Source organism: Actinomyces sp. oral taxon 175 str. F0384, from assembly GCF_000223355.1.
GTDB classification, from domain to species: domain Bacteria; phylum Actinomycetota; class Actinomycetes; order Actinomycetales; family Actinomycetaceae; genus Actinomyces; species Actinomyces oris.
Window position 1 is genome coordinate 513,015 of record NZ_AFUR01000001.1, and the last position, 17,640, is coordinate 530,654.

16 protein-coding genes are annotated in these 17,640 nt (G+C 66.7%); 11 read left to right on the top strand and 5 right to left on the bottom strand.

From position 1 onward, the window contains the following. Positions 1–213 precede the first annotated feature (213 nt). From HMPREF9058_RS02095 to HMPREF9058_RS02105, 3 genes are all read left to right on the top strand, one after another. A complete protein-coding gene (locus HMPREF9058_RS02095) occupies positions 214–1,830 on the top strand; it encodes an MFS transporter (protein WP_009406276.1) in 1,617 nt (538 codons plus the stop codon). Between the two features lie 186 nt (positions 1,831–2,016). Continuing rightward, complete coding sequence (locus tag HMPREF9058_RS02100; protein WP_009405671.1) at positions 2,017–3,297, top strand: MFS transporter; 1,281 nt, start codon at positions 2,017–2,019, stop codon at positions 3,295–3,297. Positions 3,298–3,454: 157 nt separating this feature from the next. Next, the gene (locus HMPREF9058_RS02105) at positions 3,455–4,633 is read left to right on the top strand and encodes a zinc-binding dehydrogenase (protein ID WP_050797983.1); all 1,179 of its coding nucleotides are present in this window, start codon (positions 3,455–3,457) and stop codon (positions 4,631–4,633) included. Positions 4,634–5,181: 548 nt separating this feature from the next. Here HMPREF9058_RS02105 and HMPREF9058_RS02110 read toward each other — a convergent pair. Further along, a complete protein-coding gene (locus HMPREF9058_RS02110) occupies positions 5,182–5,451 on the bottom strand; it encodes a hypothetical protein (protein WP_009747408.1) in 270 nt (89 codons plus the stop codon). Positions 5,452–5,904: 453 nt separating this feature from the next. On the opposite strand from HMPREF9058_RS02110, the gene guaA reads away from it, so the two are divergent. The 3 genes from guaA to HMPREF9058_RS12920 all read left to right on the top strand — a co-directional run bounded on the left by guaA (position 5,905) and on the right by HMPREF9058_RS12920 (position 9,041). After that, a complete protein-coding gene (gene guaA, locus HMPREF9058_RS02115) occupies positions 5,905–7,491 on the top strand; it encodes a glutamine-hydrolyzing GMP synthase (protein ID WP_043537580.1) in 1,587 nt (528 codons plus the stop codon). 511 nt (positions 7,492–8,002) lie between these two features. Next, a complete protein-coding gene (locus HMPREF9058_RS13730; protein WP_254654033.1) occupies positions 8,003–8,182 on the top strand; it encodes a DUF2510 domain-containing protein in 180 nt (59 codons plus the stop codon). After that, positions 8,175–9,041, top strand: coding sequence for an SHOCT domain-containing protein (locus HMPREF9058_RS12920; protein ID WP_009406054.1), 867 nt, complete (start codon positions 8,175–8,177; stop codon positions 9,039–9,041). The genes HMPREF9058_RS13730 and HMPREF9058_RS12920 overlap by 8 nt, the downstream gene beginning before the upstream one ends. 273 nt (positions 9,042–9,314) lie before the next feature. On the opposite strand, the gene HMPREF9058_RS02120 is transcribed toward HMPREF9058_RS12920, so the two are convergent. From HMPREF9058_RS02120 to HMPREF9058_RS02130, 3 genes are read right to left on the bottom strand one after another with little or no spacing between them, the layout of a single operon-like run. Further along, on the bottom strand, positions 9,315–10,499 hold the full coding sequence (locus tag HMPREF9058_RS02120; protein WP_254654034.1) for an ABC transporter permease: 1,185 nt from the start codon (positions 10,497–10,499) through the stop codon (positions 9,315–9,317). After that, entirely contained in the window at positions 10,486–11,628 is a 1,143-nt protein-coding gene (locus HMPREF9058_RS02125) for an ABC transporter permease (RefSeq protein WP_009406221.1), read from the bottom strand. The genes HMPREF9058_RS02120 and HMPREF9058_RS02125 overlap by 14 nt, the downstream gene beginning before the upstream one ends. A gap of 1 nt (position 11,629) precedes the next feature. Further along, a complete protein-coding gene (locus HMPREF9058_RS02130) occupies positions 11,630–12,613 on the bottom strand; it encodes an ABC transporter ATP-binding protein (protein ID WP_009747276.1) in 984 nt (327 codons plus the stop codon). A gap of 193 nt (positions 12,614–12,806) precedes the next feature. Here HMPREF9058_RS02130 and HMPREF9058_RS02135 point away from each other — a divergent pair, with 193 nt between their 5' ends. The 5 genes from HMPREF9058_RS02135 to HMPREF9058_RS13735 all read left to right on the top strand — a co-directional run bounded on the left by HMPREF9058_RS02135 (position 12,807) and on the right by HMPREF9058_RS13735 (position 16,448). Further along, complete coding sequence (locus HMPREF9058_RS02135) at positions 12,807–13,943, top strand: sensor histidine kinase (RefSeq protein ID WP_009747465.1); 1,137 nt, start codon at positions 12,807–12,809, stop codon at positions 13,941–13,943. Next, positions 13,940–14,620: a response regulator transcription factor gene (locus HMPREF9058_RS02140; protein WP_009405843.1), complete on the top strand. Its 681-nt coding sequence runs from the start codon at positions 13,940–13,942 to the stop codon at positions 14,618–14,620. Before HMPREF9058_RS02135 ends, HMPREF9058_RS02140 begins: the two co-directional genes overlap by 4 nt. 66 nt (positions 14,621–14,686) lie before the next feature. After that, complete coding sequence (locus HMPREF9058_RS02145) at positions 14,687–14,968, top strand: type II toxin-antitoxin system RelB/DinJ family antitoxin (RefSeq protein ID WP_009406362.1); 282 nt, start codon at positions 14,687–14,689, stop codon at positions 14,966–14,968. After that, complete coding sequence (locus tag HMPREF9058_RS02150; RefSeq protein ID WP_043537741.1) at positions 14,968–15,243, top strand: type II toxin-antitoxin system YafQ family toxin; 276 nt, start codon at positions 14,968–14,970, stop codon at positions 15,241–15,243. Before HMPREF9058_RS02145 ends, HMPREF9058_RS02150 begins: the two co-directional genes overlap by 1 nt. A 239-nt stretch (positions 15,244–15,482) precedes the next feature. Further along, a complete protein-coding gene (locus HMPREF9058_RS13735; RefSeq protein ID WP_254654035.1) occupies positions 15,483–16,448 on the top strand; it encodes a hypothetical protein in 966 nt (321 codons plus the stop codon). 14 nt (positions 16,449–16,462) lie between these two features. Here HMPREF9058_RS13735 and HMPREF9058_RS02160 read toward each other — a convergent pair whose 3' ends face one another. Next, positions 16,463–17,467, bottom strand: coding sequence for an alpha/beta hydrolase (locus tag HMPREF9058_RS02160; protein WP_009406254.1), 1,005 nt, complete (start codon positions 17,465–17,467; stop codon positions 16,463–16,465). Between the last annotated feature and the right edge of the window lie 173 nt (positions 17,468–17,640).

Consider the following 17,640-nt stretch of genomic DNA (forward strand, 5'->3'; position numbering starts at 1 on the left):
CATGTTTCCGGGCTGTCGTCCAAGGATCTGAAAATGCCTGACGTCACCACTTCCCCAGAGGTTATTGTCATGACATTATGGGTGTGTCGACGTGGATGTCGGCGCCGCTCCTGCGCTGCGGGGCGGTGACCGGCGGACCGGGCCATCCGGTCGACCCAGCAGCGCTCTCTTTCGCCTCCGCCAACGATGGCGGACGACCCAAGGAGTTCTTTCATGTCCACAACACCCAGCTCTGCGGCGCACTACACGCCGGAGAAGATCCGGGAGCTGGTCGACCAGACCTCCGCCTCAGGGCCGAAGCGCTCGCTCGGACTCATCGCCCTGGTCGCCACCCTCGGCTCGCTGCTCTTCGGGTACGACACCGGTGTCATCTCCGGCGCCCTGCCCTACATGTACCTGCCGCACGGCGCCGACGGCCTGCAGATCACCTCCTGGGAGGAGGGCTGGATCGGCGGCCTGCTGTGCATCGGCGCCGCGCTTGGAGCCTCGGTGGGTGGCAAGCTCTCCGACAAGTACGGGCGCCGGCACAACATCATGCTCCTGGCCATCGTCTTCTTCTTCGGGGCGCTGGGCTGCACGATCTCGCCCAACATTTGGGTCCTCTACTTCTTCCGGGTCGTGCTGGGCTTCGCCGTCGGTGGAGCCTCGGCGATCGTCCCCGTCTTCCTTGGTGAGACGGCCCCCAAGCGCATTCGCGGCACCCTGGTGGCCGTGGACCAGATGATGATCGTCTTCGGCCAGTTCCTCGCCTTCTCCATGAACGCCGTCCTGGCCCGCATGCACGGCGGCCCGGAGGTCACCCTGGCCAACGACGTCGTCAACAAGTCCGGTGAGGTTGTCGCCAAGGCCGGCGACAAGGTCGCCTGGGAGAGCGTGCAGCACTTCAGCAACGTCGTGGTCGAGTCCGGCAACGGCATGACCTGGCGCTACATGCTCGTCCTGGCCACCCTGCCCGCCGTGGCCCTGTGGTTCGGCATCCGCCTCATGCCGGAGTCCTCGCGCTGGTATGTCGCCAACCTGCGCATCGCCGAGGCCATCGGCTCCCTCAAGCGGGTGCGCGACGAGTCCAAGGACGGCTCCATCGCCGAAGAGGTCGACGAGATGCTGAAGATCCAGCGCAAGGAGGCCAACCAGGAGAAGTGGGGCCTGGCGCAGATCATGGGCGTCAAATGGACCCGCCACCTGCTCTTCATCGGCATCATCCTGGGTCTGGCCGACCAGGTCACCGGCATCAACACGGCCATGTACTACACGCCCAAGGTGCTCTCCGCGGCCGGCCTGCCCATGAGCGACGCGATCTCCCTCAATGTCGTCTCCGGATTCGTCTCCTTCGTGGGCTCCGCCATCGGCCTGTGGCTGGTCACCAAGTTCGCCCGCCGCCATGTGGGCATCTACCAGGAGGCCAGCATCGTGGTCTCCCTCGGCCTCCTGGCAGCGGTCTTCTACTTCCTCATCCAGCCCTACCAGGACGCCGACGGCAATATCGCGGGAGCTCCCACCTTCGCCCCCTACCTGGTGCTGCTCATCGTTTCGCTGTTCGTGTTCGCCAAGCAGTCCGGGACAGTCACCTGGGTCCTCATCGCTGAGATCTACCCCGCCAAGGTTCGCGGTACGGCCATGGGGCTGGCCGTGGGCACCCTGTGGATCGGCAACGCGATCGTCGCCGCGGTCTTCCCCGTCATGATGGAGAAGCTCGGAGGGGCGGGGACCTACCTCATCTTCTGCCTGTTGAACGTCCTGTCACTCATCTTCTACATGAAGTTCGTGCCCGAGACGAAGTACCACTCCTTGGAGGAGCTCGAGGTGCGCTTCGAGAAGGAGTACAGCTGAGGTCAAGGGGTGAGGGACCGCGGCAGTGGCTAGTGAAGCTGAGCTGAGACGGTCGGATTGAAGCAACCGTCAGGCTCTGAGAAACTGCCGCAGTTCCCCTCCCGACCTCTCCTTGTTCAGACAACGTCCCTTCCCAGTTGAGCCCAACACATATCTGCCGCCTATGACGTACACGGTGACTGGTCCATGAACCCGCATCCGCCGCGCAGCGCGCCACCCGCTCCGCTCCGCCTCCGCCTGTACGCATGGGCGGCAGGCCTGTTCCTCGGCGTCCTGGAAGGGGCGCTGGCTATCGAGGTCGCCGGCGCGCGCGGCGCCGCTCTGCCCCTGCTCGGTGCCATCGCTGCGGCGATGGTGCTGGGAACCTTCACCGGTCGCCCCCTCGCCCGGTACCTGGGGCGACGGAGAATGGGCCTGCTCATGGGGGCTCTGGCAGTGCTGGGCGCCGGGGTCGCAGCCGGGCTCGGTGGCGTCGTCGGCCTGATCGGGGCGGGCCTGGTGGGCCTTGCCGCGGGTGGGGTGCTCGTTGTGGCGCCATTGGTGTGCCACGAGCTCTCTCTGCGCGGGCACAAGCGGCTCATGCCGCAGGCCATGGCTCTTGGCCCGGCGGCGGCCGGTGTTGTGGTCCTGGCGGCCTGGTGGAGTCCCCCGCGGCTCCTCATCGCCTGGGCGATGGTCGCCGTCAGCGCGCTGGCATACCTGGCCTGCGCCCTGCTCCTGCCCGAGAGCCCGGTCTGGCTGGTGCGGCAGGGGCGCGACGTCGAGGCCTTCGAGGCGCTGCGCCGCCTGCACGGGACCCTGGAGGCCTCCGTGGCCATCGACTGGACCCGGCTGGACGCGGAGATGATGGCCGAGCAGCAGGCCGTGTCTCCCACTGAGCTGCGAGTGCCCGAGGTGCGTGCCGCCGTGCTCACCGGCGCCGTCCTCATCATCGCCCAGGAGGCGCCCCTGGGGGCGGCGGCCCTGGTCATGGCCCCTCTGATAGCCACTGAGCTCGGCCTCGCATCCGCTGCGATTGCTGTAAGCGCCGCGACCTGGATGGGGTTTGCGCTCCTTGCTCTGGCGCTGGTGACCCGGGTCGAGCGGCTGCGCTTCCTGCGGGTGGTGCTGGGAACGGTCGTCGCCGTCCTGGGGGCCACCTTCCTGGTGACCGGTATGACCCTCGGGGGCGTGGGAGGCGCTTGGACGATCACCATCTCTCTGACGATCCTCGTCGCCAGCCAGTCCGTCCTGGTCCTGCCCGCCTGCCAGGGGGCGATCGACCCGCGGATCCCGCCCTGGCTGGTTGAGGCGCAGCGGCGCGCCTCGGCGACCGGGGGAGTCCTCGCGCGCACCGGTGTCCTCCTGGCCTCACTGCTCATCGTGAGCTACCTCGGGACGCACGCCCTGTTCTGGGCGGCCTTCACGCTGTCGGTGCTCAGTGTCGCCGTCGTTCTCCTGCGCCTGCCGCGCGAGCTCAAGGTCTAGTGGGATTGGCGCGCGGGGCATCTCTGAGGACAGCGCCCCGAGCATCCGACTTCGGACCTATGATTTGTCAGGACAAATATCGTATGGTGGGGGCGTGGCCGCAAGGAGCCACTCGGCGGCCCGACGTCGTCGACACCTGACAGAGAGGCACCTGAGCATGACGAGCAACGAGGCAGTCCAGGCCTCACAGACCACCGTGTCCATCCCCGAGGCCATTCCTGAAACCATGAAGGCCGCGGTCCTGCGGGACCACGAGGTTGGCCTGCAGATCGAGACCCTGCGCACGCCCCGGCCCAAGGCCGGCGAGGTCCTCATTAAGGTGGCCGCCTGCGGATTGTGCCACTCCGACCTCCACGTCATCGGCGGCGCCATCGCCTTCCCGCTGCCGGCGGTGCTCGGCCACGAGGTCTCCGGCACCATCGTGGAGCTCGGTCCCGGCAACGAGCACACCGGCTTGACGGTCGGGCAGAAGGTGGCCGGCGGCTTCCTCATGCCCTGCGGCCAGTGCGACGCCTGCGCCTCGGGGCGCGACGAGCTGTGCGGCCCCTTCTTCGACCTCAACCGCCTCAAGGGCGTCCTCTACGACGGCACCACCCGCCTGGCGACCCCCGACGGCGAGCCGGTGGCCATGTACTCCATGGGCGGCCTGGCCGAGTACGCGGTCGTCCCCTCCACCGCGGTGGCCCCCGTGCCGGACACCATCGACATGGTGCCGGCGGCCATCCTGGGCTGCGCGGCCATGACCGGCTACGGGGCCGTGCGCCGCGGCGCCGACCTACGCTACGGGGAGACCGTCGCCGTGGTCGCCACCGGCGGCGTGGGCACCAACATCGTCCAGATCGCCCGGGCCTTCGGCGCCAGCCAGGTCATCGCCATTGACGTTGATGATGAGAAGCTGGCCCCCATGCTCGACTACGGGGCCACGGCGGTGGTCAACTCCGTCACCCAGGACGCCCGCGAGGAGGTCTTCCGGCTTACCGGCGGTAAGGGAGTTGACGTCTCCTTCGAGGCCCTGGGCATCCCCGCCACCTGGACCACCGCTCTGGATGTCCTGTCCGATGGTGGCCGCATGGTGCCGATCGGCCTGGGGGCCGGCGTGCAGACCGCCGGGGTGGAGATCAACCGCACCGTGCGCCGCTCGCAGTCGATCCTCGGCTCCTACGGGGCGCGCACCCGCCAGGACCTGCCGGCTGTCGTCGACCTGGCCGACAAGGGCGTCATCAACTACCGCGATGTCGTCTCGCGCCGCCTGCCGCTGGAGGAGGCCGGTGCCGGCTACACCGCGCTGCGCAACCGGGAGATTCAGGGACGCGCCGTCGTCGACATGTCGCTGTGATCCCAGGCGGTCAACCCTCGTTCGTCGGGGCTTGACCGCGCGCTCTCATCCTCGTGCCTCCCGCTCGGGGCCTGCCGGCTTGAGCGGGAGGCGCGATGCCTGATCCGAAACCGAGGAAGAGGATGCTTGGTGTCCAAATCGGATACAAAGGAGCCGGCGGCTCGATCAGGCCGCTGATGAAACCGCGGAATCATGCGGTTTCTTATCGGTGATGTGGGCTCGGATTCCGCCTTTGTATCCGATTTGGACATCTTGGCCGCTCCTGCGTCGCTCGGGGAGGGTGGTGTCCGCTTTGCGGGGAGGGATGCACCAGTAGTGAGCGGAGTCGGCACGAGAGCTGGTTCCGTCTGCGTTGCGGGGAGGGGGGCATGAGAAGAGGGGCGCCGCGTGTGCGGTGCCCCTCGGGTTGCCATGGCTGCGCGGGCTTCCTTGGCCGCGCAGCCTCGTTGTTCTGCGCCCTTGTCGGGCTGGGTCCGGGTCCTGCGTTGCTTGTGGTGCGTGGTCCGGATCCGGTGGAGCTCCAGTGAGCTCGTTGGAGTCGTCTACGCTCAGCGGGCCTCGAGGAGGTTGATGCCGGTGTAGATGCCTACGCCCATGGTGATCGCGGCCAGGACGGAGGAGGCGAACATGAGGGTCGGGATGCCGGTGAAGGCGCCGACGACGGCCATGGCCATGACGGCGAACATGACGGCGATCATGGCGACGGCGAAGGTGAGGCGGTTGGCGTCGGTCTGCGTGTCGGTGGTCGCCTGGGTGGCGGTGGTGGCAGCGGTGGTCTCGACGGTCTGGGTGGGGCGCTCGGTGATGGTGGCGGTCATGTGAGTGTTCCTCTCGGTGTGTGTCGAGCAGGTCCGCCTGACCATGAGTCGTGCGTCCCTGCACGACTGTGTGCAGCCCGTGGGCCGGACGGAGGTTTCTCCGTCACGTAGAACTCTAGGAACGCTCCATCCGATTGTCTAGACAAAGGATCGTGACGTGTGTTGCGTCGGTAGTTCGTGGATCACAGGACGTCGTAGGGAGATGGGGCGATCGCTCTTGGAGGGGAGTGCCCGAGCGTGGCGTCATCGAGGGGAATCCTGGTCTCAGAGGAACATTGAGGGGGCCGGCGTCTCGGTGGTTTTGATACGGAGACGTGACGTGTGTGGCAGGAGTACGACGTCAACCACTGGTCTAGCCATTCTGTGGTGGTGGGCAATGCTGAGAGGTGGCGGCGTCGTCGCCGGCCGGCAGGGCGGAAGGCGGCCGGTTGCCGCCCCGGCTATTCTGTTCCGGTGACGACCAGCCAGACTTCTTCCAGCGCCGTCGGCCCTGTCCTCGTGGTGGACTTCGGCGCCCAGTACGCCCAGCTCATCGCCCGCCGCGTGCGCGAGGCCGGTGTCTACTCCGAGATCGTGCCCCACTCCATGGATGCCGCCGTCATGCTGGACAAGCAGCCATCGGCCATCATCCTCTCCGGCGGCCCCTCCTCGGTCTACGCCGACGGCGCCCCCTCCGTTGACCCGGCCCTTTTCGATGCTGGAGTGCCGGTCCTGGGCATCTGCTACGGATTCCAGGCCATGGCCCAGGCCCTGGGCGGAACGGTCGGACGCACCGGCACCCGGGAGTACGGGCACACCCCCGCCCGCGTGGAGGAGGGCTCGTGCCTGTTCGACGGCACCCCGGACGACCAGGTGGTGTGGATGAGTCACGGTGACGCGGTCCAAGCCGCCCCCGAGGGCTTCACGGTCACCGCCTCCACCTCCCAGACGCCGGTGGCCGCCTTCGAGAACCCGGGTCGTCGCCTCTACGGGCTGCAGTGGCACCCCGAGGTCCTCCATTCCGAGCACGGGCAGGCCGCCCTGGTCAACTTCCTGCACAAGGAGGCGGGACTGCCGGCCACCTGGACGCCGGACAACATCATTGACGAGCAGGTGGCCCGCATCCGCGAGCAGGTAGGCGACGCCCACGTCATCTGCGGCCTGAGCGGGGGAGTGGACTCCTCCGTGGCCGCTGCCCTCGTCCACCGCGCCATCGGCGACCAGCTCACCTGCATCTTCGTCGACCACGGCCTGCTGCGCGCCGGCGAGCGCGAGCAGGTCGAGCACGACTACGCCGAGGGGATGGGCATCCGCGTCATCACGGTCGACGAGACCGAGCGCTTCCTGAGCGCCCTGGCCGGCGTCACCGAGCCGGAGGCCAAGCGCAAGATCATCGGCCGGGAGTTCATCCGCTCCTTCGAGGCTGCCCAGCGCCGGGTCATCGAGGCTGTGGGCGCTGAGGGCGGTGAGATCCGCTTCCTGGTCCAGGGGACCCTGTATCCCGACGTCGTCGAGTCCGGCGGGGGAGAGGGCGCCGCCAACATCAAGAGCCACCACAACGTGGGTGGCCTGCCTGAGGACCTCGACTTCGAGCTCATCGAGCCGTTGCGCGAGCTGTTCAAGGATGAGGTGCGCGCCATCGGCCGCGAGCTGGGTGTGCCGGAGAAGATCGTCGCCCGCCAGCCCTTCCCCGGGCCGGGGCTGGGTATTCGCGTCATCGGCGAGGTGACGGCCGAGAACCTGCGCGTGCTGCGGGCCGCCGACGCCATCGCCCGCGAGGAGCTCACCGCCGCCGGGCTCGACAACGAGATCTGGCAGTGCCCGGTGGTGCTGCTGGCCGACGTGCGCTCCGTGGGGGTGCAGGGCGACGGGCGCACCTACGGCCACCCCATTGTTCTGCGGCCGGTCAGCAGTGAGGACGCTATGACCGCGGACTGGACCCGCCTGCCTTACGACGTCCTGGCACGCATCTCCAGCCGGATCACCAACTCCGTCCCGGAGGTCAACCGGGTGGTGCTCGACTGCACGAGCAAGCCCCCGGGCACCATCGAGTGGGAGTGATGGGCGAGTCGGAACGATAGCCCGCCGCCTGCTAGGCCCCGCCGGTGCAATGCGCTGGCGGGGCCCCGTTGTGCTCGTGGTGAGCGCGATCCGGCGTGCCTGCCTGTGTCGGGGCGGGGTCGGCTGCCAGGTGGGGTAGTGGGGGGCCTGACTACCGAGGACTGCGATTGTCGTCGAGGACGTACGTATCCTCCAGATCACTGGGGTTCCCTCGCAGTGGTCTGGAGGAGAAGTCAGTCCTTGTGCAGGAAGTACGTCCCCGATCCGGGAAGGCTTGGATTTGGGGTGGCGATTGCGTGACCTGTGGGGGTGGTGGAGTGCTCCTCTCGGTGGTCGGAAGAGGCTTTGCGAAATCACTGTAAGGTCAATAAGGTATGCGACTTCCGTGCTTCGAAAGAGCCCAAAGTAGAGGTTAATTGAAGGGGTGGATGATTATTGAATCCCGCCTCTCCCGAGGGGTGTTGACAGTGCTACGATCACGCCCATAAAACACGTCAATGGAGGTGTGGCGGTGTCTGCCCCAGCAGGTTGGTATGACGATGGAACGGGCCAGCAACGATGGTGGGATGGCGGCGCATGGGGTGTCTATGCGCAGGATGTCTCCTCCGTCCCGGGGGGACCCTGGTGCGGCGGGTTATGGGCAGGTGGCTGGTTCGGTCGGGCAGCCTGCAACGAGCTCAGGAATGTTTAATGCGCTGGGGCGAGCGGTCAAAAATGCTGCCCAGGAGCAGAGGGCGGCAAGTAAGCGGAGGCGTCAAGAGCGTGAAGAGCTCGAACAGGAGGCTCGCCGCAAGCAGGAGGAGCTTGATCGCCGGGCGGGTCCGTTGGTGACTAGTGGTGTGTTCGGAGGTTCATCTATTGAGATATATGAGAACGGTTATGTCCGTATTGGTGAGGCCTTGGTTGCGGAGGTGGAGAGGCAGCAGGACAGGGTGATGTCGATAACCGGCTCACGTGCTTCGGTGTGGCAACCTCAAAGTCTGGGGTTGCGACTGCCGTCGCGACCCTACGAAAAACTGCTATCGATCAGTTTTTCGCGCGGCAGTGGATCTAAGCCGTCATCCAATCCGACTCATGATGTTGCTGGCAGTGTGGCGGTAAAGGCTGTTTCTGCCGTTGTGAAGGGCGGGTTCAAGGCCTCGGTTCCCGGGGTTGCTGTTGCTGGTGTTGGGTATATTGCAAAGAAGGCGCTTTCGGGGAAGTCGGTTCTGACTATAGCTACCGACCGTCGGATTCATACGCTAACTAATCGAACGACGCTGTCGACCGGGGGAATTCCAATAGTTAAAACAAGTCACGAGGATGTTGGTGAGGTTTTGGAGAGAGTGGGCAACTCGGTGCTGGCCGCCCTAGGGCGTGGACCTGTGGTGCCGACCGTTCCTGCTCTCCCCTCCGGACAGGTCGAGCCGCCTCAGAGGGTGAGTGCCTCTCCCGTGTCTACTGTGGATGTGACCGCGAGTCTGCGCGACCTGGCTCAGCTGCACAGTGAAGGTTTCCTCGACGATGATGAGTTTCTCGAGGCCAAGCGTCAGTTGTTGGGGAAGCTCTAGGGCAATTGCCGTACGCCGTCGTCGACCAACGTGCAGAACGGGCTCCTTGGCTGAGCCCGGGCGTGCCCGTCGAGGACTGCGATTCCCGCCGAGGACGTACGTATCCCCCAGATCACTGGGGTTCCCCCGCAGTGGTCTGGAGGATAAGTCAGTCCTCGTGCAGGAAGTACGTTCCCGATTCAGTGAGGCACCGTGCAACGTGACGTTGGGGCCGGTCACCAGGTGGTGGCCGGCCCCAACGTCGTGTTGGCGGGTGCTCCGCGCGCCAGTGCCCTACAGGGCCGACCGGTCCCGGGCGCGCCCCACGGCCACGGCGACGGAGAAGACCGCGACGGCGAACAGGGCGCAGATGCCGCAGTCCACGAGCAGGGGCCCAATGACGGCGGCGGACATGGAGGTCGCCTCGTACGCCCCGGAGATCGCTCGGTCCGCCCAGTAGCCGGGCGTGAGCCTCGCCGCCCGGGCGAGCGAGTCGGGCAACCCCTCGATGGGTACCCACGCCCCACCCAGGAAGGACAGGGCCATGCCTCCGATGTTGGCGACCGCGTTGGCCGCTTGCTGGCCCAGACCGATCTGCCCCATGAGGAATCCGATCGAGACCGCCACGAGCGTATAGCTGCCCACAGCCGCAGCGACCACCCCCAGAAGCGGAGCCGACGTCGCCACGCTGCCCAGGCCGAAGGCCGCCACTCCCAGCCCGAAGACCCACAGCCACCCGGCGAGCCCCACCACGAGGCACGCGCCCAGCAGCCCGAGGCTGCGGGAAGTGCCACTGACCGGGGTGGCCTCAAGGCGTGCGCGCACCGCCCGGCGCCCCAGCGCCGCCATCAGCGTGGAGATCGTGACGACCGCGAAGGCCATGAGCGGGTAGAAGGAGAACCTGGCGTAGGTGACGAAGCTGTGGGACAGAGGCGTGGCGTCCGGGGTGATCCGTTTCGCGGGGGCGGAGTGGTTCATCGTCTCCTTGGCAAGTGCCACGGCCCGGACCGGGTCGTCCGTGGTGGTCGACAGGTAGTCGCTGACCTGCCCCACGTAGGAGTCGGTGCGCACATTCATAAGCGCGCCGGACGCCGACTCGTACCCGATGACCGTGTCCATGCGGGGCGGCTCGGTGCCCTCGCGAGCCGCCTGCTGCAGCCTCTGCCCGTAGCCGGCAGGAATGATGAGGATGTAGCTGATGCGGTTCTGCGCGGTGGCGTCCTGGAGGGCCCGCCTGGAGTCCTCAAGCGACTGAGCCTCGCCGACGGACTCGACATAGCCCTTGACCCCGCGGGAGATCGTGGAGCCGTCGCGGTCGATGACGGCCACACTCGCCGTGGCGACCGTGACCTCATCGGAGCTGTCCTCGGACTTGGCCATCCCGGTGAACAGACCGAACAGGCTCAGCACCACCAGGTAGATGAGGATGTACAGCCGGTGAGCGGCCACAACTCTCACACATGTCTTAAAGGTGCTCATGGGTCATCCTCCTGGCGCGGATCAGGGCGATGGTCAGGAACAGGCACGTCATGCCCAGCAGGACTGCGCAGCTGCGGGCGAAGGGCGCCAGAGAGTCGTAGTACAGGAGCCCGTAGAAGCAGCGGGCCGTCTGCCACAGGGGATTGGCCTGCGCCAGCAGCGGTGCGTGCTGCTCGATGGAGCTGGCCAGGGACTGGGATGCGGGCCCGTACAGGCCGGTCAACAAGGACAGCAGGGACGTGAAGCCCGAGATCATCCCGATCTCCAGGCGGGCCAGCGTCCCCAGGGCGGCGCCCACCGCGCTCGCCATGAGGCTGCACACCCCGATCGCCACGAGGCACAGCAGCACATGGGGCCCGAAGTCCACGCCCACGACCAAGGCCATGAAGGCGAAAGCGACGAGCAGGCAGACGAACACGCACACCCAGGAGGCCGCGAGCGTGGCCGTCAGGACCTTCCAGCGGGCCAGACCCGCCAGGGTCTGCCTGGCGCCCACCGGTGAGACGGCCATGATTCCCTTCACGGCCACCATTGCCACGGTCGTCCCCATGCCGCAGGCGAAGGCCAGCAGCGCGAAGTAGTAGTGGGTCTGCGGCTTGACTGGGGAGGGCGTCACCGAGATCGAGCGGGTGAAGGCCTGATCGGTCTTCAGCGCGGCCAGCTTCTCAGGAGGGGCCCCCGCCTTGGCCAGGGCCACGTACTCGGCCCGCCTCTGGGTGTAGGAGTCCATGACCACTCGCAGCACCCGAGTCGTCTCGGCCTCGTTGCCCTGCTGAGTCACGTGCAGCACAGGATCGCTGTCCTCGACGGCGAGATACCCGTTGGTCTCTCCCCGCTTCGCGGCGGCCTCGGCCTGCGCGACCGTGGAGTGGGTGACCTTCGTGATGAGGTGATGATCGGCGTCGTCGGCGGAGATGCGCTCCACGACGGCGTCCAGCCCCGGAGCGGTCCGGTAGGCCTCGTCCTGGACGACGCCAAAGCTCATGGGGGTGGCCTCGTAGACCTTGTCCAGGTTGGAGAACATGGCCATGAAGATGAGGGACAGGACGACGGGGAAGCCGAGCGTCCACACGAGCAGGACCCGGTCTCGCAGGAGCCTGAGTACTTGATACAGGAAGACGGTCAACATCTCAGGCCGCCTCGTCTCGCAGGGCCCGCCCGGTGATCTCCAGGAAGACGTCGTTGAGGGTCGGGGGCTCGGAGGTCACCCGGCCGCAGGTCGCCCCCGCGGCATCCAGCGCCCTCATGACATCGGTGAGGTTGTGAGCCCCGGGGGAGCACTCGATGAGCACCTCACCGTCCAGGTAGGCGGCCGTGCGCACATGCTCCAGGCGGCGCAGGCCCTCCAGGGCCTCCTCGCCCAGCGGGGCGGGGTCGATGACCTCCACCCGGATGCGTTCACCGGTGCCGATCATGGCCTTGAGCTCGTCGGAGGTGCCGGAGGCCACCTGTCGGCCGCGGTCCATGATGACGATCCGGTCGCACAGCTGCTCCACCTCCTCCATGTAGTGGCTCGTGTAGACGACCGTGGCGCCGCGCTCGTTGAGGCGCTTGATGCCATCGAGGATGGCGCCCCGGCTCTGCGGGTCGACGGCGACCGTGGGCTCATCGAGGAAGATGAGGTCGGGGCCGTGGGCGATGCCGCAGGCGATGTTGAGGCGGCGCAGCAGGCCGCCGGAGAGCTTCTTGGGCTTGAACTTCACGAACTTCTCCAGACCGACGAAGGCGATCGCCTCGGCCACCAGGCGGCGCCTCTCGGCGCGATCGCGCACGTAGAGGGCGCAGAAGGCGTTGACGTTCTCCGCCACCGTGAGCTCATCGAAGACGGCGACATCCTGAGGCACCACGCCGATGCGACGCTTGAGACCGTAGGAGGTGGGCGTCATCGGCTCACCGAAGACGCGGATCGAGCCCTTGTCGTAGGTGAGCAGCTGAAGGATGCAGCTGATCGTCGTCGTCTTGCCCGAGCCGTTGGGGCCGAGCAGCCCCAGGACCTGGCCGCGCGGGATCATCAGTGACAGGCCATCAACCGCGACCAGCTCCCCATAGCGCTTGACCAGGGAGTCGACCTCCACCGCCAGGCCCGCCTCGTGGTTCTCATCCTCGCCGTCCATCTCGGCTCCTTCCTTTGTTCCGCCGGTGGTCCCCGGCTCATGGCATCCATGGTCGCGGGGCGCGGTGGCGCTCAGAAGTGCCTGTTGTCATGACTGCGGCCGGCCCCCATGACTTCTGTCATGAGATGCCGGAACGAGTTCCCTAACGGCATGCCGGGCCCACGAGCGCCGGCCACCGACCGATAATCGAGGGGTGAAGGTTCTGGCCGACAAAGGCGTGCTGCTGTGCGGTTGCCTCCTGCTGGTCCTGCTCGTGGGGCAGGTGAAGACGGCGGCCGTGATCTGGTTGATCGTGGCCGTGACCGTCGCCGGCCTGAGCATGAGCGCCGACCAGCGACGGTGGGGGTTTGCTGTGCCGGCCGCCTATCTCCTTGTGGGAGCCCTCTCGGCGGACTCCGTGGCTGGGGTTCCGCTGGTCGTCTACGTCCTGGCCCGCCTCGGTGCGCTCGGGACCCGGCGCGCGCGAATGGCGGCCGTGGCCGTCTGCATCCCCTTCGTGGCCGTCATGGTCACGCGGGTTCGGGACATGCCCGTGCTGGCCCTCGCTCTGGCGGTCTGCGCTCTCGCGGCCCTCCTGGCGCTGCGTACCGTCCAGGAGGAGGCGGCGCGAAGGAGCCTGCACGTGGTGCGCGACGACCTGCGCGAGAAGGTCCTCACCCTGCAGGACACGAACGCCCAGCTGCTCCAGGCCCAGGACTACGAGCTGCGCGCCGCCGCCCTGGCCGAACGCACCCGCATCGCCCGCGAGATCCACGACGGCGTTGGCCATCTCCTCACTCGCCTCCTACTGCAGGTCAAGGCCCTCCAGGTCGTCCACCGCGAGGAGCCCGGCGTCGTCGCCGACCTCACTACCCTGGACGGTGGCCTCGATGAGGCCCTCGACTCCATGCGCCGCTCCGTCCACGCCCTGTCCGACGACGGCGAGGAGCTGGCCACCTCCCTCAACCTGCTGGGCTCGCGCTGCGGCATCGACTCGGTGAGCGTGGACTGCTCCACCGAGGTCGAGCCGCCTGCGACGGTGGCGCGCTGCGTTGTCGCCGTGGTGCGCGAGGCCCTGACCAACGCCGCCCGCCACGGTGGGGCCCGCTCGGCCCGCGTGGCCGTCACCGACTATCCTGCTTTCTGGCAGGTGACGGTTGACAATGACGGCATCGTCCCCGCCGAGGGCGAGCCGGCCGTATACGGCCGCGGCGGCTCGGGCCTGGGCCTGCGCTCCATGACGGAGCGGGTCGAGGCCCTGGGCGGCCGGGTGCGCATCACCCCGCGGCCACGGTTCACGGTCTTCGCCACGATCCCCAAGGACGGACAAGGGAAAGAAGGAACATCATGAGGGTCCTCATCGTCGACGACGACGCGCTCGTCGCCCAGTCCCTGTCCACGATCCTGTCGGTCGAGGACGACGTCGAGGTCGTCGGCCTGGGCTGCTCGGGACCCGAGGCCACCGAGCGATACCGGGAGCTGACCCCCGACATCCTCCTCATGGACATCCAGATGCCCGGCGGGGACGGGCTCAGTGCGGCCGAGCGGATCCTGGCCGAGGACGCCGGGGCGCGCATCGTCTTCCTGACCACCTTCTCCGACGACGAGTACATCGTGCGGGCCCTCAAGATGGGGGCGCGTGGCTACCTCATCAAGCAGGACGTCGCTCAGGTCGCCCCGGCGCTGCGCTCCGTCATGGCCGGGGTGTGCGTCCTGGAGGGAGAGGTGCTCGAGCGCAGCACCACCATGGGGCTCGGCGGGCGTACCGGAGGGCGGGAGCCGGCCGAGGAGGGCCCGGGACTGTCCGACAAGAACCTGCGGAGCACGGCTTTCGCGGCCCTGACCGACCGCGAGTACGAGGTCGTCGAGGCCGTGGCCGAGGGACTGGACAACGCCGAGGCCGCGGCGCGGCTGTTCATGAGTGAGGGCACGGTGCGCAACCACATCAGCGCGATTCTGGCCAAGCTCGGCCTGCGCAACCGCACCCAGGTCGCGGTCATGTACTACCGCTCCGCGCAGGCCGGGTGATCCTGGCGCAGCCGTACCCCAGCGTGACACATCGTGTTACCCTCGATGGGAGACGAGGAGGAAGCGATGTCGACCGCTATGGAGAATCTCAACGTCAAGATCGATGCCGAGGACAAGCGTCTGTTCGTTGAGCTTGCTCGCCAGATGGGAACGACTCCGTCCAATGCTGTACGCATGTTCGTCCGTGCGTTCAATGACTTCAAGGGTTTCCCTTTCGACACCTCACGTCCCTATGGCATGACTGCCGAGGCACGACGGGCTTACGAGGAGGCCGATGCGGCGATCGCCGCAGGAACGGCCAAGCGTTACCGGACCGTAGCTGACCTGCGCAACGACCTGGGCCTGTGATGCTCCAGATCGTCATCTCGAACAAGTGCAAGAAGGACCTCAAGCGGGCTAAGAAGCGCGGTCTCGACCTGGATGAGTTCTTTGCCGTCGTCGACATGCTTCAGCGTCAAGAGGCGTTGCCCGCTCGCTACCGCGACCATGCGCTCACGGCGGACCGAGCAGGTTTGAGGGACTGCCACATCCGGCCCGACTGGGTGCTGATCTATGAGGTTCGAGAGGCGGAGCTCGTGTTGCTCCTGGTGGAAACCGGCAGTCATTCCGATCTTCGGGTGTGAATGGTATGAACAATCAATCGTGGCCAAGTGAGTGTTTGTGAAATCATGCGCAGATGGATCTGCTCCAGCTGAGAGCGGTGCCCGCCACTCGGGTGCACACCGCGTCCGACGACTTCAGACACCTTCGATGACTCTGTTTGAGCGCGGTTGATGGTGGTAGTATCAATACGAGCGGTCGGTGTGGTCGCAATCTACGAAAGTAGGAATCTGTGGGAGCGCTTGCTTTAATCATCTTCTTCATGTTTCTCGTTCCCATGCTTCTATGGGGTGCCATAGACCCTCGCGGTATGTGGGAAGCGACGTCAGCCTGGCAGTTCCGTGACCCTGAGGCCAATGAGCCGTCCGATGGTGCCTTCGCTTTTCAACGGCTTGCTGCCATTGTCGCTCTTCTGATGATGGTGGGGGGCGTATTCTTCGTCATGTCGGCGTCGCACAGGAATGCGAGTGATCGCGCAACGGATGATGCCACTCCTCATGTGTACCCAAACATTTATTCGTCGAGTGACGGTGAGGATAGTGATGGATATGCCGAGACGACCGTGACTCCGTATCCGGTTGATCCTTTCCCGTCATCTTCGATGACTGCCGTGGGATCTGGTGATCCGGTTGTCCTTTTCAAGCCGGTTCTCGAGGGTGTGGCCGGTGAGCAGAAATCGGACTCCTCGGTCAGCATCGGCATCGACGCCTTCTATTACTCGTGGCTGCCCGGAGACCATCCGAGTGCCTTCGCCACGGCAAGCGTCGTCGACTCCAAGGTCGCCTTGGGGACGCTCGATCCTGCCCAAGCGACCACGGCCAGTGGTGGAGAATCGGCACTGGGGGAGGGGTCTGCGATTATTGTCCGGATGACAAAGGCGGTGTGCGCTGTCACGTCGGTATCGGTGACAGAGTATGAGCAGGGCATTCAGGTTGCTGTCTATGGGGTCACTGATCCGGCCCGCTGCGGGCAGACAACCGAGGGTGCTTACGTCGCCATCCCGCTCACCGATGAGCAGGTGACGAAGGCGCGCAGCTACCAGGCTCCCGCCTACCATCCTCTGGATGACTCCGAGCTGAAGTACGGGTGGCAGAGCTCACCCGAGGGGAAGTACAGCCCGACCATTTTCTGGACTCGTAGCCGTGCCAAGCTCTCCGAGGTATGGCAGTCGGAGGAGACAGACCGTCAGCTGACGCATGATGTGCTTCTGCCTCGCAGTGCCGGCTAAAGAGTGCCGGCTGGTCAGGCGAGCTCGCCGGTGACGATGCGGACGAGGTCTCGGCGCGCCCGGCGCCCCTCCGGGGTGGGGAACATCGGGTGGACGTGGTTGAGGTTCTCGCCGAGGTGCAGCGTCGAGTCCACCCCGGCCTCCAGGAGCTTGGCGTGGAAGAGCGCATTGTCCGGCAGGAGGATCTCCCGGGTCCCCACGAAGGTCGTCACCTTCTTCAAGCCCGACAGGTCACCGTAGATGGGGGAGAGGTGCCAGTCGGTCGGCGGGGTGCTGCCCGCCCAGGAACGGCCGATCTCGGCGAGGGGCTCGGGAGCCATGAGCGGGTCGGCGTCGACGTACTCGGCGATATCCGGGTTGGTGTTGGTGATGTCGACCCAGGGCGAGATGAGTGCGAGCTCATCGGGCTGGGTGTCGCCGGCCTCGGCCAGGGACAGGGCGATGACCGCCGCCAGGCCCCCGCCAGCACTGTCTCCCATGAGGACGATCCGCTTCCCCGGGTTCTGCGCCACCGTTCGCCGATAGAGCTCCAGCACCAGCCGGTGCGCCTCCTGCCAGGTGTGGTGGGGCGTCAGCGGGTAGAGCGGCATGACGACGTCGGCCCCCGTCCTACGGGCCAGATGATCGACCAGCCAGGCGTGCGCCGAGACCGCCGTCGCGATGTAGCCGCCGCCGTGCAGGTAGACGATGACCGCGCTCGACGGCGTCCGCTGGCGGACGTGATAGACCGGCATGCCGGAGTCCTCGCTCCGCTCCAGGTCGTAGAAGAAGCGACCCCAGGCCGGGAAGGTGACGGTGCGGGCAGGCTCGGGGCGGTCGGCCAGACGCGCGATCCGCTCGGTCATCGGAATGCGGGCCGCCAGTGCCTTGACCGGCCGGACGCCGTACTCCGCCAGGCTCGCCGCGGCCGAGCGGCCATATCGCTTGCGGGAGTAAAGGCTGAAGGCCCCCACCGTCAGGCCCACACTGGCCGCGCCGACGGCGATCCTGCTCCCGCTGAGTCTCCTGGGTGCCTTCATGATTTCCTCCACTCCGCAGAGCCCCGAGTGCTCGCCGACAACATCTCCGGATCCGGTGTCTGCTCCGTTATCGTAGGCATCAGAACGCCGCGATGATGGGGTGAGTCCAGCTCGTTCACTCAGTGCGGAGGCCGCCACGTGGTTGAGCCGTCGGCATGACAACAGGAGACTGC

Coding starts and splice junctions, on each gene's coding strand:
- HMPREF9058_RS02095 (WP_009406276.1), top strand. CDS start 214: ATGTCCACAACACCCAGCTCTGCGGCGCACTACACGCCGGAGAAGATC.
- HMPREF9058_RS02100 (WP_009405671.1), top strand. CDS start 2,017: ATGAACCCGCATCCGCCGCGCAGCGCGCCACCCGCTCCGCTCCGCCTC.
- HMPREF9058_RS02105 (WP_050797983.1), top strand. CDS start 3,455: ATGACGAGCAACGAGGCAGTCCAGGCCTCACAGACCACCGTGTCCATC.
- HMPREF9058_RS02110 (WP_009747408.1), bottom strand. CDS start 5,451: ATGACCGCCACCATCACCGAGCGCCCCACCCAGACCGTCGAGACCACC.
- HMPREF9058_RS12920 (WP_009406054.1), top strand. CDS start 8,175: ATGTTTAATGCGCTGGGGCGAGCGGTCAAAAATGCTGCCCAGGAGCAG.
- HMPREF9058_RS02120 (WP_254654034.1), bottom strand. CDS start 10,499: ATGAGCACCTTTAAGACATGTGTGAGAGTTGTGGCCGCTCACCGGCTG.
- HMPREF9058_RS02125 (WP_009406221.1), bottom strand. CDS start 11,628: ATGTTGACCGTCTTCCTGTATCAAGTACTCAGGCTCCTGCGAGACCGG.
- HMPREF9058_RS02130 (WP_009747276.1), bottom strand. CDS start 12,613: ATGGACGGCGAGGATGAGAACCACGAGGCGGGCCTGGCGGTGGAGGTC.
- HMPREF9058_RS02140 (WP_009405843.1), top strand. CDS start 13,940: ATGAGGGTCCTCATCGTCGACGACGACGCGCTCGTCGCCCAGTCCCTG.
- HMPREF9058_RS02145 (WP_009406362.1), top strand. CDS start 14,687: ATGTCGACCGCTATGGAGAATCTCAACGTCAAGATCGATGCCGAGGAC.
- HMPREF9058_RS02150 (WP_043537741.1), top strand. CDS start 14,968: ATGCTCCAGATCGTCATCTCGAACAAGTGCAAGAAGGACCTCAAGCGG.
- HMPREF9058_RS13735 (WP_254654035.1), top strand. CDS start 15,483: ATGTTTCTCGTTCCCATGCTTCTATGGGGTGCCATAGACCCTCGCGGT.
- HMPREF9058_RS02160 (WP_009406254.1), bottom strand. CDS start 17,467: ATGAAGGCACCCAGGAGACTCAGCGGGAGCAGGATCGCCGTCGGCGCG.